Origin of the sequence: Altericroceibacterium spongiae (assembly GCF_003610805.1) — a bacterium.
GTDB lineage: Bacteria > Pseudomonadota > Alphaproteobacteria > Sphingomonadales > Sphingomonadaceae > Altericroceibacterium > Altericroceibacterium spongiae.
On sequence record NZ_RAPF01000001.1, the window covers coordinates 351,662 to 364,564 of the forward strand.

General features: G+C 57.2%; 10 protein-coding genes. 3 read left to right on the forward strand and 7 right to left on the reverse strand.

Annotation, left to right across the window (positions count from 1 at the left end; genetic code table 11):
• Positions 1-167 precede the first annotated feature (167 nt).
• Entirely contained in the window at positions 168-1,988 is a 1,821-nt protein-coding gene (locus tag D6851_RS01640; RefSeq protein WP_120323115.1) for a tetratricopeptide repeat protein, read from the forward strand.
• Here D6851_RS01640 and D6851_RS01645 read toward each other — a convergent pair.
• Both D6851_RS01645 and panB read right to left on the reverse strand, forming a co-directional pair.
• Positions 1,973-3,022, reverse strand: a complete 1,050-nt coding sequence (locus D6851_RS01645; protein ID WP_120323116.1) for a DUF475 domain-containing protein — start codon at positions 3,020-3,022, stop codon at positions 1,973-1,975. The genes D6851_RS01640 and D6851_RS01645 overlap by 16 nt on opposite strands.
• A 109-nt stretch (positions 3,023-3,131) precedes the next feature.
• Positions 3,132-4,001: a 3-methyl-2-oxobutanoate hydroxymethyltransferase gene (gene panB / locus D6851_RS01650; protein WP_120323117.1), complete on the reverse strand. Its 870-nt coding sequence runs from the start codon at positions 3,999-4,001 to the stop codon at positions 3,132-3,134.
• Positions 4,002-4,171: 170 nt separating this feature from the next.
• Here panB and D6851_RS01655 point away from each other — a divergent pair, with 170 nt between their 5' ends.
• Positions 4,172-5,590, forward strand: coding sequence for a sodium-dependent transporter (locus D6851_RS01655; protein WP_338014720.1), 1,419 nt, complete (start codon positions 4,172-4,174; stop codon positions 5,588-5,590).
• Between the two features lie 95 nt (positions 5,591-5,685).
• On the opposite strand, the gene nusB is transcribed toward D6851_RS01655, so the two are convergent.
• From nusB to hisG, 3 genes are read right to left on the reverse strand one after another with little or no spacing between them, the layout of a single operon-like run.
• A complete protein-coding gene (nusB, locus tag D6851_RS01660; RefSeq protein ID WP_120323119.1) occupies positions 5,686-6,132 on the reverse strand; it encodes a transcription antitermination factor NusB in 447 nt (148 codons plus the stop codon).
• A complete protein-coding gene (gene hisD / locus D6851_RS01665) occupies positions 6,129-7,418 on the reverse strand; it encodes a histidinol dehydrogenase (RefSeq protein ID WP_120323120.1) in 1,290 nt (429 codons plus the stop codon). The genes nusB and hisD overlap by 4 nt, the downstream gene beginning before the upstream one ends.
• On the reverse strand, positions 7,418-8,077 hold the full coding sequence (hisG, locus tag D6851_RS01670; protein WP_120323121.1) for an ATP phosphoribosyltransferase: 660 nt from the start codon (positions 8,075-8,077) through the stop codon (positions 7,418-7,420). The genes hisD and hisG overlap by 1 nt, the downstream gene beginning before the upstream one ends.
• Positions 8,078-8,118: 41 nt before the next feature.
• On the opposite strand from hisG, the gene D6851_RS01675 reads away from it, so the two are divergent.
• Positions 8,119-9,180, forward strand: a complete 1,062-nt coding sequence (locus D6851_RS01675) for a DUF2332 domain-containing protein (RefSeq protein WP_238473887.1) — start codon at positions 8,119-8,121, stop codon at positions 9,178-9,180.
• 122 nt (positions 9,181-9,302) lie between these two features.
• Here D6851_RS01675 and D6851_RS01680 read toward each other — a convergent pair whose 3' ends face one another.
• Both D6851_RS01680 and recG read right to left on the reverse strand, forming a co-directional pair.
• Positions 9,303-10,730, reverse strand: a complete 1,428-nt coding sequence (locus D6851_RS01680; protein WP_120323122.1) for an aldehyde dehydrogenase family protein — start codon at positions 10,728-10,730, stop codon at positions 9,303-9,305.
• Positions 10,731-10,830: 100 nt separating this feature from the next.
• A complete protein-coding gene (gene recG, locus D6851_RS01685; protein ID WP_120323123.1) occupies positions 10,831-12,888 on the reverse strand; it encodes an ATP-dependent DNA helicase RecG in 2,058 nt (685 codons plus the stop codon).
• Positions 12,889-12,903 lie beyond the last annotated feature (15 nt).

Consider the following 12,903-nt stretch of genomic DNA (forward strand, 5'->3'; position numbering starts at 1 on the left):
CAACGGTTATAAATAATCACAGCTTCTGGCCGGGCAGAGGCTAATGGAGCAGAATATTATCTGCCATGACTATCTGCGAGGGGCTGGCGTATCCTCAAGAGGGCATTTCGAACGTGACGAAATTGCATGGTATCAGTTGATAACCTTCTTCGGTCTGCCAAAACAATATGACTGTCAGACTTGATCGCTGGCTCACCGTCCCTGTCTTCGCCGCATGTCTTATGGCTTTGCTCCCTGCGGCTGCAGATAGTGCACCTGACCGTAATCCGGTCACCGTTGCCAGGGATGCGCTCGATCAGGGCGATGCCATTACAGCCGAGATCGAGGCGCAGCAGGCGCTCAGGAGTGGCGCGGATCGCCGGGACGTAGCGGCTCTGCTGGGGCAGGCGGAATTGTTTCAAGGCAATTTCGACAAGGCTCGCCAGTGGCTGGAACCGGGCCGGTTTACGAAGGAAGACCATGAACGTGGCTTTCATGCGCTGGCGCAACTGGAATTGGCCGAAGGACATCCTGAGAAGGCGGCTAAAGCCTTCGAACGGGCACTCGAACATAATGGCGGGAGCGCTCTGCTGTGGGTCGATATCGGACGGTTTCGCTATCAGATCGGTGAACAACGCCTTGCCGTGACGGCAGCACGCAATGCTGTGAAGAAAGATCCTGACAATCCACAGGCGCTGGTATTCATGGGTCAACTGGTGCGCGATACGGATGGGCTTCAGGCGGGCCTCCTGTGGTTCAGGCGCGGGATCGATCTGCATCCCGAGAATCTCGATCTGCTCGCGGAATATGCCTCAACGCTGGCCGAACTTGGGCAATATAAGGAGATGCTGCGCGTCACACGCGATATGCTGACAATCCAGCCGGGCAACAGCCGTGCCTATCTTTTGCAGTCCGTGATGGCAGCCCGTGCGGGTGAAGGGGAGCTGGCTCAGCGATTATTCTGGCGAACGCGTAACCAGTTCGATGCCGTTCCGGCGGGAATGCTGATTGCCGGTGTAATGGAGCAATATGGCGGTAACCGGGTGGCTGCTGCACATGTGCTGAACGATCTCGTTCGTCGTCAGCCGGATAATCTTCCGGCTCATATCGTATTGGGGCGGGCTTTGCTGACAAATGGCGAAACCGGTGAAGTGGTGGATGATCTGAAGCCACTGGCAAAGAGGGCTTCTGCTTCAGCCTATATGCTGACTTTGCTAGGGCGGGCGCTTGAACAGCGGGATGACAGGCAGGCGGCAGCCATCTACCTCGATCGCGCAGCCGGGATCGGGAGGCTCGTCCCTCCAGCAGTGGAAGCAATTCCATTGAGTGAAGAAGGCGCTGTCACGATCTATCGCTGGCAGGACGACCCCGACAGGCTGGATGCCGGTATCGCTCTGATCCGGCAAATGCTGGGGGAAGGACAGGAAAGAGCGGCACTTGCCAAGGTCGCAGATCTTCGGGCCCGTTATCCTGCTTCGATTGATGTCGAAATTCTCTCGGGCGATGTGGCGGCTTTGACCGAGCAGGAAGAAGAGGCTTTGAAATATTATCGGCAGGCAGCACAGTTGCGGCTCAATGCCGATCTGACACAAAGGATCGTTTATACTCTGCTGGCCATGAACAGGCAGGCCGAAGCCGAACGGTTGCTGTCCGATTATCTGCGCGAAAATCCACGTGCTCTCGAAGCGGTATTGATGCTGGCAGATCTGCGCCTGAAGGATAGCGAATGGCATAAAGCCGACTTGCTTCTGACCTATGCCAGGCAATTGCCGGGAGGCGCCCGCGATCCACGATTGCTGGCTCATCTGTCTGAGGCCTGTTTGCAGCAAGGTAAGATAGGGCAGGCGATGGATCTGGCGATGGAAGCCTATCGCATCCAGCGCGCCGGCACATTGCCGACGCTGGCTTTGGGGCGGGCTATGGCAGCGGCAGGGCGGCGGAAGGAAGCCGCTGTGCTGATGGAAAAATATCGTGCGATGGACGGGGCGGCGGATCAGCCTTCCGCCTGACGGGCCTCAGCCTTGTTATGCCGGATAGACCACCACAGAGAAATGCCGATCAGCGTGGCACCGATCAGGCCGGTCACCGTTTCGGGTATATGGAAATGAGCTGATAGCAGCATAATCGCTCCTAGGGCGATAATTGCCCAGAATGCACCATGTTCGAGATAGCGATATTCAGCCAGAGTGCCTTTTTTAACCAGCATGATCGTCATCGAACGAACGAACATCGCGCCGATGGAAAGGCCCAGTGCAATCACGATCATATTATTCGACAGGGCGAATGCGCCGATTACACCGTCAAAGCTGAAGGAACTGTCCAGCACTTGCAGATAGAGAAAACCGCCAAGGCCTGAGCGAATGACTTCACCACGCGCTTTGGCAGCTTCCTCGCGAAGCTGGAGCACGGTTCCGATGGCTTCCACCGCAATGAAAGTGACGATGCCGAGCATTCCGGCAATCACGAAACTGAGCGCTTCGGCTTCGGGCAGAAGATGCGAAATGCCCCAGATGGCCAGAAGCAGGAAAGCAATTTCCGCAGAAGGGATGGCGGAGAACCGCGCCAGCCGCGATTCCAGCCAGTTGATCCAGTGAATATCCTTCTCGCCGTCGAAGAAGAATTTGAGCCCCACCATAGCCAGGAAGGCGCCGCCAAAGCCTGCAATACCGACATGAGCCGATGATACGATACGTTCATATTCATCCGGCTGATTAAGCGAAAGGTGAATGGTTTCAACCGGGCCTAAACCGGCAGCAATAGCGACAATGGAAAGGGGAAAGATCACCCGCATTCCGAAAACCGCAATGGCCATGCCCCAAGTGAGAAATCGTTTCTGCCAGATCTCATCCATATTTTCGAGCACTGTGGCATTGACCACTGCATTGTCGAAACTGAGCGAAATTTCGAGTACCGACAAAACCGCCACGATCCACAGAATCTGCAAGGTATTCTCGATATTGCCGGTCGAAGCATAACCGTACCACGCGGCTAGCCCCATACAGACGATGGTGAAGATAATCGAGCCGCGGAAATAGCGAAACACCGTGAGACTATCCTGTCGAAATGAAAGGGAAGGCGGGAGGGTATGGAGGCTGTTCTGTACCGCCGCTAGGCCACTTGCTGAGTGGGTTCAAGCTAACATGGGCAACTTACTATTTGGGCTGATAGGTCTGATCCGGGCCGGGAAAACTCCTGTCGCGTACTTCTCTGGCATATTGTTCAGCTGCCTGGGAGATCGCTTCAGCCATATTACCATAGCGTTTTACGAAGCGCGGAACGCGTTCGAACATGCCCAGCATATCTTCAGCCACGATGACCTGGCCGTCGCACTGAGCGGAGGCGCCGATGCCGATGACCGGGCAGGAAAGGGCCTGAGTGACGGCAATGGCGATAGGTTCCAGTACCCCTTCCAGCACGATGGCAAAAGCGCCTGCTTCATCCAGCGCTTGTGCATCCTGCATAATTTTTTCGGCTTCGGCTTCATCGCGGCCGCGTGCTCCGTAGCCACCAAGAACGTTGACCGCCTGTGGTGTCAGCCCGACATGGCCGACGACCGGAATACCGCGCTGGACGAGGAAAGCCACCGTTTCCGCCATGACCTCGCCGCCTTCGAGCTTGACCGCCGCTGCTCCGGTGGCCTCCATGATCCGTGAAGCGTTTTCGAAGGCCCGCTGCGGAGAGGCTTCATAACTGCCGAAAGGCATATCCACGACGACCACAGAGTGATAACTGCCGCGAACCACTGCGGCGCCATGCGCGATCATCATATCCACAGTGACGGGTAGAGTGGACGGCAGGCCATAGATCACCTGACCCAGCGAATCCCCGACAAGCAGAATATCGCAATGGCTGTCGAGCAATTGTGCCTGTCGTGCCGTATAGGCGGTAAGCATGACAATCGGTTCTTCCACCTTGCCATTCATCTTGCGCTGGCGAATGGCTGGTACGGTCAGACGGCGCATAGGGGCAGGGGTGGGATTGGCGCGGCTGGTTGCGGTATCGAGCTGAAAATTGGTAGACATGCAACATCTCTAGGCAAATCCGGGGATAGGGGGAACCGCTTTTCGTCACTTTGACAGTCTGCTTCGCGGTGGGAACGTGACATTCGCGTAAGACGCCCTCTCGACGAGAGAGCCGAAACACTGCACAAGAAATCGTATTATATTTCTATAAGCTGCGGGGACGTGAATAAGTGGCATTGGAGTCTCAGGGAAGTGGTCGCGATGGCTGGTCATCGCGATCGGCATTTATTCTGGCGGCTATCGGGTCGGCCGTCGGTTTGGGAAATCTCTGGAGATTTCCTGCTGAAGCCGGAGCCAATGGTGGCGGCGCCTTTGTCGTCTTCTATATTTTGTGCGTCGTTCTGATCGGATTACCGGTTCTGTTGTCCGAAACGCTGATCGGTCGGCACGGTCAGTCTTCCGCACCCGAAAGTGCCCGGCGCCTGGCGCGGGAATCGGGAGCCTCGCGCCATTGGAGCATTCTTGCATCGCTGGGTGTGTTTTCGGCTTTCATGATTGTCAGTTTCTACTGCGTCGTCGGGGGCTGGGTGCTGCATTATATCTGGGTTTTTATCAGCGACCTTTTCCAGACCGGTCTGACAGGCGGCGCTTTTCAGGGGCGTGATCCGGCCGAGATCGAAGCCATTTGGCCCAGTCTTGCCGGCAATGGCGCTCTGACCGTCGGACTGGATTTCGCTTTTCTGGCGATCACACTTTTTTTTGTGGCGCGGGGCGTTTCCTCGGGGATCGAGATTATGGCGGTCTGGCTCATGCCTGCCTTTTTCATCCTTTTGATCGCCATCACCATTTATGGTTCGTTCGGCGGAGCCTTTTCTGAAACAGTGGACTATCTGTTCACTTTCGAGCCGGAAAAGCTGACCGGTCCGGTGATGCTGGCAGCCGTCGGGCAAGCCTTTTTTTCGCTCTCACTGGGTGTTTCGGGAATGATTACCTATGGGGGGTATGTCGGTCGTAACGTCAATCTGGCGGGAACCTCGGTGATTATCGCCAGTGCCGATACTTTCGTTGCGCTGGTTGCGGGCTTGTGCATTTTCCCGATTGTCTTCGCTGCCGGACTGGGCGCCAATGCCGGGCCGGCCCTGATGTTCCAGACATTGCCTCATGCGTTTCAGTCCATGCCGCTGGGTTCGGTAATCGGTATCTTGTTTTTCGTGATGGTGGGCGTGGCGGCTCTGACCAGTTCGGTTGCGCTGCTCGAAGTTCCGACGTCATGGCTGATGGAAAAGACCGGGCTGCGCCGTGTTCCGGCAGCCTGCACGATAGCTTTCGGTGCTATGATCCTGGGCGCTCTTTCGGCTTTGTCGACCAATCAACTGGCTGATTTTTACCCGCTGAACTTTATCCCGCTATTTGAAGGACAGGGCGTATTCGATGTTCTGGACGGCCTGACCAGCAAGATCTTCATGCCTGTGGCGGCCATTCTGACCACGATCTTCGTGGGGTGGGTTGCGGATCGCCGGCTGATCGATTCCGAAACGGGGTTGAGCGGCGGTTTACAGGTAATCTGGCGCTTTCTGGTTTGCTGGTTGTGTCCGCTGGCCTTGCTGGCCATTCTCGCTGTCGGGATATTCCCGGATAGTATAGGCTAAAGAAAAAGGGGGCCGGTTTTCAGCAGGCCCCCTTTTGTACGTTTCCGAGCGTAATCTCGATCCGCATCGGTATTTTTCGATAAAAAGCCAGGTGGTCAGTCGCGCGCGTCCTTGGCGACCGCGTCGAGCACGCCATTCACGAATTTGGCTTCGCGGGCATCGAAAAAGGCATGGGCGACATCGACATATTCGCTGATTGCGGTCGCCTTGGGGACATCCTGCCGGGCAACCAGTTCATAGGCTCCCGCGCGCAGGATTTGCAGCATGGTTTTGTCGAGCCGTTTCAGCGTCCAGCCATCGGCCAGCTTGCTCTGCACCAGCTCGTCGATCTCTTCCATGCGCGATATAGTGCCGCGCACGATATCGTCGAAAAAGGGCTGATCGGCCTGATTATACTGATCCTCCTCGATCTCCTTACCCAGGCGATGCTGGTGAAATTCGTCGAGTAGCTGGATCAGCCTGCTGCTTTCCATTTCGTGCTGATAGAGCGCCTGCACGGCAGCGAGGCGAGCGGCGGAACGGGCCTTGGCATTGCTTGTCATTTCAAACGGACTTTCACGGAATTGGCATGGGCGGGCAGCCCTTCGACTTCGGCCAGTGCAACTGCGGCAGGGCCGATAGCAGCAATCGAGCTCTCGTCCAGCGAAATGAAGCTGGTGCGCTTCATGAAGTCGAGCACGGAAAGCCCGCTGGAAAAACGTGCCCGGCGCCCTGTGGGCAGAACATGGTTTGGTCCGGCCACGTAATCGCCCACTGCTTCCGGTGTATAGCGACCCAGAAACACACTGCCTGCGTGGCGCAGCCGGCTGAAGAGTGCATCGGGATCGTCTACGGCCAGTTCGACATGTTCAGCGGCGAGACGATTGGCCAGAGCAGGAGCTTCGTCGAGACTGTTCACATGTATGATGACGCCATTGTCGTCCCAGCTCTGTCGCGCGACTTTGCTGGTCGAGAGCAGAGCGCATTGCACATCTACGCGATCTTCCACACGCTCGGCGAAAACCGGGTCGTCGGTAATTAGAATGGATTGCGACGAAGGATCGTGTTCGGCCTGACTGAGCAGATCGGCGGCGATCCAGTCTGCATCGTTTTTCCCATCGGCAATGACGAGAATTTCGCTCGGTCCGGCCACCATATCGATACCGACCACACCATAAAGCTGGCGCTTGGCCTCGGCCACCCAGGCATTGCCGGGGCCGGTAATGACATCGACAGGGCTGATCCGGTCCGTGCCGTAAGCGAGAGCTGCTATGGCCTGCGCACCCCCGACGCGCCAGATCTCGTCCACTCCGGCAAGATGCGCTGCGGCGAGAACAAGATCGTTTACTTCGCCTTTCGGGGTAGGTGTGGCGATAACGAGCCGTTCTACTCCGGCAACTCTGGCGGGTATCGCATTCATCAGAAGTGAAGAGGGGTACGCTGCGCGGCCACCGGGAACATACAGGCCCGCGGCATCTACCGGATTCCATCTGGCTCCCAGGCGAACGCCGGTATCATCGCGATAATCGCGATCGGCGGGGAGCTGGGCTTCATGATAAGTGCGGATACGGCTGGCAGCGAGTTCCAGCGCTTTGCGCAATTCGGGATCAAGCGCATCGAAAGCGATTTTGCAGGCTTCGCGCGAAATTATCCAATCCGCATCCGTCGCCAGCGTGTAGCGGTCGAAACGGCTGGTATAATCGGCCACCGCTTCGTCTCCGCGCGCTTTCACACGGGCAAGGATATCACGCACCGTTTGCGCGATATCAGCATCGCTTTCCCGGCGCTCATTGACCACACGGTTAAATTTGCGCGCAAAATCCTTATCGCTGGTGGAAAGCCGTTGCATCAGGCTGCTTCCTGTACGGTCAGGGCACGAAAGGCGTCGACAAGTTCAGCCACACGCGGATCGGTCTTGAGTGCCGCCCGATTGACGATCAGCCGCGCCGAGATCGGCATGATCTGTTCCTTCTCAACCAGACCGTTTTGTTTGAGAGTACGCCCGGTGGACACCAGATCGACGATCCGTCCGGCAAGGCCGAGTGTCGGGGCGAGTTCCATCGCGCCGTTCAGCTTCACACATTCCGCCTGAATGCCTTTCCGTTCGAACCAGCGGCTGGTGATATTCGGATATTTTGTGGCGATGCGAAGATGGCTGGCATTGGCCACCGGTTCGGCTCCTGCACCTTCCACTGGCTCGGCAACCGACAGGCGGCAATGGCCGATATCGAGGTCTACCGGTGCGTAAAGCTCAGAATAATTGAACTCCTCGATCACGTCGGAGCCCACAATTCCGGCCTGGGCAGCACCGAATGCCACGAAAGTTGCCACGTCGAAAGCGCGCACGCGGATGATCCGCATATCGCTGTTTTCGGTTGCGAAACTGAGGCTGCGGTTGGACTTGTCGTGGAAGCCGCTTTCCGGCACCACGCCTGCGCGAGCCATGACTGGCAACGCTTCGTCGAGAATACGCCCTTTGGGCACGGCAAAGGTCAGCGGCTTGGTCATAGGCGCGCATGTAGGCTGACGTAACGAAAAGGGCAATGTCCATGGGCGATCGTGCAGTAATGGAAATCACGGATGTCAGGGAAGCGATAGACTGGCAGGCCAACCATTGCGAGAAAGCCAACGCCCCTTGCACTGCACGAGTGATCCGGGCGGAACTGGCTATTCTCGAAGGAAATAGCGCCACCGGGCGACGAATTGCCAATTGGCAAGGGCTATCGCTGGAAGATGCCCTCCCTTTGCGTGTGGCAGCAGGGCTACACTATCTGTTTCTTTCCGGAGAAGATAAACGCCTTGAGCCGATTTATGCCGGGCTGACGAGCGATCAGAAGGCGATCGATGCGCTGGTGGCGGAAATGGCCGAGATGTACGATGCACGGCTCATGCCCTGGCTCGACAGTCCGCCGCAGACCAATGAAGCGGGGCGCTCGGCCAGTATTATAGCCGGACTCTTGTGGTTATCCGAAAGATTGGGGCCGTGTTTCGAACTGAATGAACTGGGGGCCAGTGCCGGCGTCAATACGATGATGGAGCGTTATCGGTACGATCTGGGAGGCGTATCGGTTGGGCCTGAACGAACGCCTATGCAGATAAGGCCCGAATGGCGCGGGTCTGCCCCGCCACGGGTGCCGCTGGAGATTACGGCGATTCGCGGTTGCGATGTGGCACCGGTGGATATTTCGGACCCGGTTCAGGCATTGCGCCTCAAAAGCTATGTCTGGCCCGATGCGACCGAACGGCTGGCCCGGATCGATGCGGCAATCACTCTGGCGGCGGATAATCCACCTGATCTGGTTTCGATGGATGCCGGCGATTTCGTGGAAAACTGTCTTGCAGCTCCGCAGAAAAAGGGTGTTACCCGAGCCATTTTCCATTCCGTGATGTGGCAATATATGTCTGTTGAAACGCGCGACCGGATCACTGCGGCAATGGAAGAGGCCGGAAGCAAAGCCACTGCCGATAAACCGCTCGCATGGCTAAGGCTGGAAACCAACCGAGAGACATTCCGGCACGAATTAAGAGTCCGCTACTGGCCGGGGCATGAGGAGTGGGTTCAGCTCGCCGAGGCACATCCTCATGGTGCATGGATAGAATGGTACGAATAATTGTTTTGGCAGACGGCTTTTCGGATTGATGATTCTAAAAGAGCGGGAAGCTCCTGAGTAATGGGCATAAAAAGGGCGGCCGCTTCCGGGCCGCCCTTCCTCTATAAGGTGGTGTGAAAGGCTCAGGACGGAATATCGCCGATCAGAGCCTTCTTCTCCATGAATTCTTCGAGGCCGAATTTGCCGAATTCGCGACCGTTACCCGACTGCTTGTAACCGCCGAAAGGTGAGGCGAAGTCGAGACCGCCGGAATTGATGAACACAGAGCCGGCACGGATCTTCGGTGCTACCTTGACGGCGACTGACGGGTCACCGGCAATATAGGCACCGAGACCATAAGGCGTATCATTGGCGATTTCGACAGCCTGATCGATGTCGTCATAAGGAATGACGACCAGAACCGGGCCGAAGATTTCTTCACGAGCCGGCGTCATGTCATTGCTGACATTGCCAAGGATCGTCGGCTGAACATAATAGCCCTTGTCGAGACCTTCGGGACGGCCAAGACCACCCACGGCAACCTTGGCACCTTCTTCAATGCCTTTCTCGATCAGGCCCTGAATCTTGTCATACTGGCTCTTATTGACGACCGGGCCGATATGTTCACCCGATTTGGACGGATCATCGACAGCTTTGGAACCGAAAATATCGGCCAGCATCTTCACTGCATCGTCATACTGATCTTTGTGGATCAGGAAACGTGTCGGGGCAACGCAGCTCTGGCCAGAATTAAGCAGCATACCACCAGCTCCGGCCGGAAGCGCCATTTCGAGAGGCGTGCCGGGCAGAACGATGAATGGTGATTTGCCGCCAAGCTCCTGATGGACACGCTTCACCGTGTCGGCAGCATTCTTGGCCACCTGAATACCGGCACGGGTTGAGCCGGTGAAGGAAATCATATCGATATCCGGGTGCTGAGCCAGAGCTGTGCCGACGCCGGGGCCATCGCCCTGAACGAGATTGAAGACACCGGCCGGAACGCCGGCAGCATCGAGTACTTCAGCGAAAATCTGCGCCGAACCGGGTGTCTGTTCCGAAGGCTTGAGGATAACGCAATTGCCGGCGGCAATGGCCGGGGCCACTTTGGCGACAATCTGGTTCATCGGCCAGTTCCATGGCGTAATCAGCGCCACGATGCCGGCGGCTTCATAAACCACCCGGTTATCGCCGGTTGATTCGACCATTTCGAAATTTTCAAGTGCATTGATCGTTGAGGCGATATGGCCAAGGCCAGAGCCTGACTGGGCCGTGCTGGCCACATCGATCGGGCAGCCCATTTCTTCCGAAATCGCCTTGGCAATATCGGGAACGCGCTTGGCATATTCTTCCTGAATTTTCTTCAGCAGGGCAAGGCGCTCTTCCTTACTTGTCTGTGAATAGCTCGGGAAAGCCTTCTTCGCGGCCTGTACGGCTTTGTCGACATCGCCAGCCGTGCCGAGAATGACTTCGCTGACAGCTTCCTCAGTGGCCGGATTGATGACGGTTTTCGTTTCGGAACCGTCGGAATCGACCCACTGGCCGCCGATATAATGCTGGAGGTATTTGTTCATGCTGGCATCCTCATTGAATGGAACTGATTTTGCGCGGGTTTCATATGGGAAGAACAGACCTGTGTGCCACCCCTTTTCGTTGATTCTGTCTTAAAAATTTTTATCCGCCCCGCAAGAGCTGAACGCCCCAGTCACGTTCGAAGAGATAGAGCAGGATGCGCGCGGCGGCTCCGCGCGGACTGTCGAGCCCGCCATCACGTTCGACAAGCAGTCTGGCATCGTCATGGGCGACAGGCAGAAGTTGCTGGATCTGTTCGAGACTGGCCACATTGAAGGGACTATCCCCAGACTGGCGCGTACCCAAAAGCTCACCGCCGCCGCGCAGGCGCAAGTCCTCCTCTGCCAGTCTGAACCCGTCTTGTGTGGCGCGCATGAGGGCAAGCCTTTCACGGCCGGTTTCGGACAAATTTTCTCCCCGGATAAGCAGGCAGACAGACTTTTTCGAGCCGCGCCCCACCCGTCCGCGAAGTTGGTGAAGTTGTGCAAGCCCGAAACGTTCGGCCTGTTCGATAACCATCAATGTGGCATTGGGAACGTCCACCCCCACTTCAATCACCGTGGTAGCGACGAGCAGCTTCGCATCGCCTCTGGCGAAACGTTCCATCGCGGCGTCTTTTTCTTCGGATTTAAGCTGGCCGTGGACGAGCACCACATCGTCGCCCAGCCGTTCTTTCAGCCCGGCGTAACGAGCTTCGGCAGCGGCGATATCCTCATTTTCGTTTTCGCGAACCATGGGACAGACCCAATAGGCCTGATTGCCTTGCTGGAAATGCCGCTCCAGCCCGGCCACAACATCACCGAGTCGTTCGCTGGAAATAACTCGCGTATCGATGGCCTGCCTTCCCGGTGGCAGCTCATCAAGGCGCGAGACATCCATCTCTCCATATTCGGCGAGTGTCAGCGTACGCGGAATGGGGGTTGCCGTCATGGCAAGACAATGCGGTGTTACGCGGCCTTTGCGGGTGAGCATCAGCCTTTGCCCGACACCGAAGCGGTGCTGCTCGTCAATCACCACCAGAGCCAGATTGCGATAGGTCACGGCATCCTGAAAGATCGCATGGGTGCCGACCACAATATCGATCGATCCGTCCATTAATCCCATGAGGATCGATTCGCGCGCCTTGCCTTTATCGCGTCCGGTGAGGAGTGCGATTTGCACACCGGTCGGAGCCGCCATCTGCCGCAATGTCTCGTAATGCTGGCGGGCCAGGATTTCGGTGGGTGCCAGCATCGCTCCTTGTGCACCGGATTCTACCGCAATCAGCAAAGCCTCCAGCGCCACCACGGTTTTCCCGGCGCCGACATCGCCCTGTAGGAGGCGCAGCATCGGCGATGTCTGACCGAGATCACCTTCCACTTCGGCTATGGAGCGTTTCTGGGCTCCGGTGAGCGGGAAGGGTAGTTCGAGTTTCCGGCGCAGATGACCGTCACCCGAAAGGGGTTGCCCCTTGCGCTGACGATTGGCGGCACGCACCAGCATCAGCGCCAGACTATTGGCCAGCAATTCATCATAAGCCAGACGGTCCCGTGCGGGTTTATCCTCTGCTTTATGGGCTCGCAACAGTGCTTCTTTCCATGCCGGCCAGCCCTGTTTCTGCATCACACCGGATTCGATCCATTCGGGCAGGTCGGGCAAATGCGACAGGCTCTGCCCGACAAGGGCGGCCATGCGCGGTTGGGTCAGCCCCTCGGCGAGCGGATAGATCGGCTCGACAAGCTTGCCCATCGCCCCGGCGCTATCTTGTGCAACATGATCGGGATGAACGATCTGGAGCATCTGACCATATTGGTCGAGCCGCCCTGCAATCCAGCGCTTCTCGCCCGTCGGAAGCTGTTTCCTCGCCGTATAGGATGCGCGACCGAAATAGGTCAGGGCACATATATTGCCTGCCTCATCCTGAGCCATCACCCGGAATGGCCCGCGTCCGGCGCTGGCTTTATGCTCGATAGGAGTGAGCGGAGCGACAATCTGTTCACCCACCGTGGCGTCGTCGAGTGTCGAAACCGAATGGCGTTGCACGAAACGGTCGGGCAGATGATACAGGAGATCGCGCAGGCGGGTGAGCCCCAGCCGGGCAAGCGGTTTGCGCAGTTTCGGGCCGACTCCGTCCATGCTTTCCGTGTCGGCGAAGAGGGGATTGAGCAATTCGGGACGCATAGGGCTGCTATAGAC

Coding starts and splice junctions, on each gene's coding strand:
- D6851_RS01640 (WP_120323115.1), top strand. CDS start 168: ATGACTGTCAGACTTGATCGCTGGCTCACCGTCCCTGTCTTCGCCGCA.
- recG (WP_120323123.1), bottom strand. CDS start 12,888: ATGCGTCCCGAATTGCTCAATCCCCTCTTCGCCGACACGGAAAGCATG.
- panB (WP_120323117.1), bottom strand. CDS start 4,001: ATGTCTACCAATTTTCAGCTCGATACCGCAACCAGCCGCGCCAATCCC.
- D6851_RS01675 (WP_238473887.1), top strand. CDS start 8,119: ATGGGCGATCGTGCAGTAATGGAAATCACGGATGTCAGGGAAGCGATA.
- D6851_RS01680 (WP_120323122.1), bottom strand. CDS start 10,730: ATGAACAAATACCTCCAGCATTATATCGGCGGCCAGTGGGTCGATTCC.
- nusB (WP_120323119.1), bottom strand. CDS start 6,132: ATGACAAGCAATGCCAAGGCCCGTTCCGCCGCTCGCCTCGCTGCCGTG.
- hisD (WP_120323120.1), bottom strand. CDS start 7,418: ATGCAACGGCTTTCCACCAGCGATAAGGATTTTGCGCGCAAATTTAAC.
- hisG (WP_120323121.1), bottom strand. CDS start 8,077: ATGACCAAGCCGCTGACCTTTGCCGTGCCCAAAGGGCGTATTCTCGAC.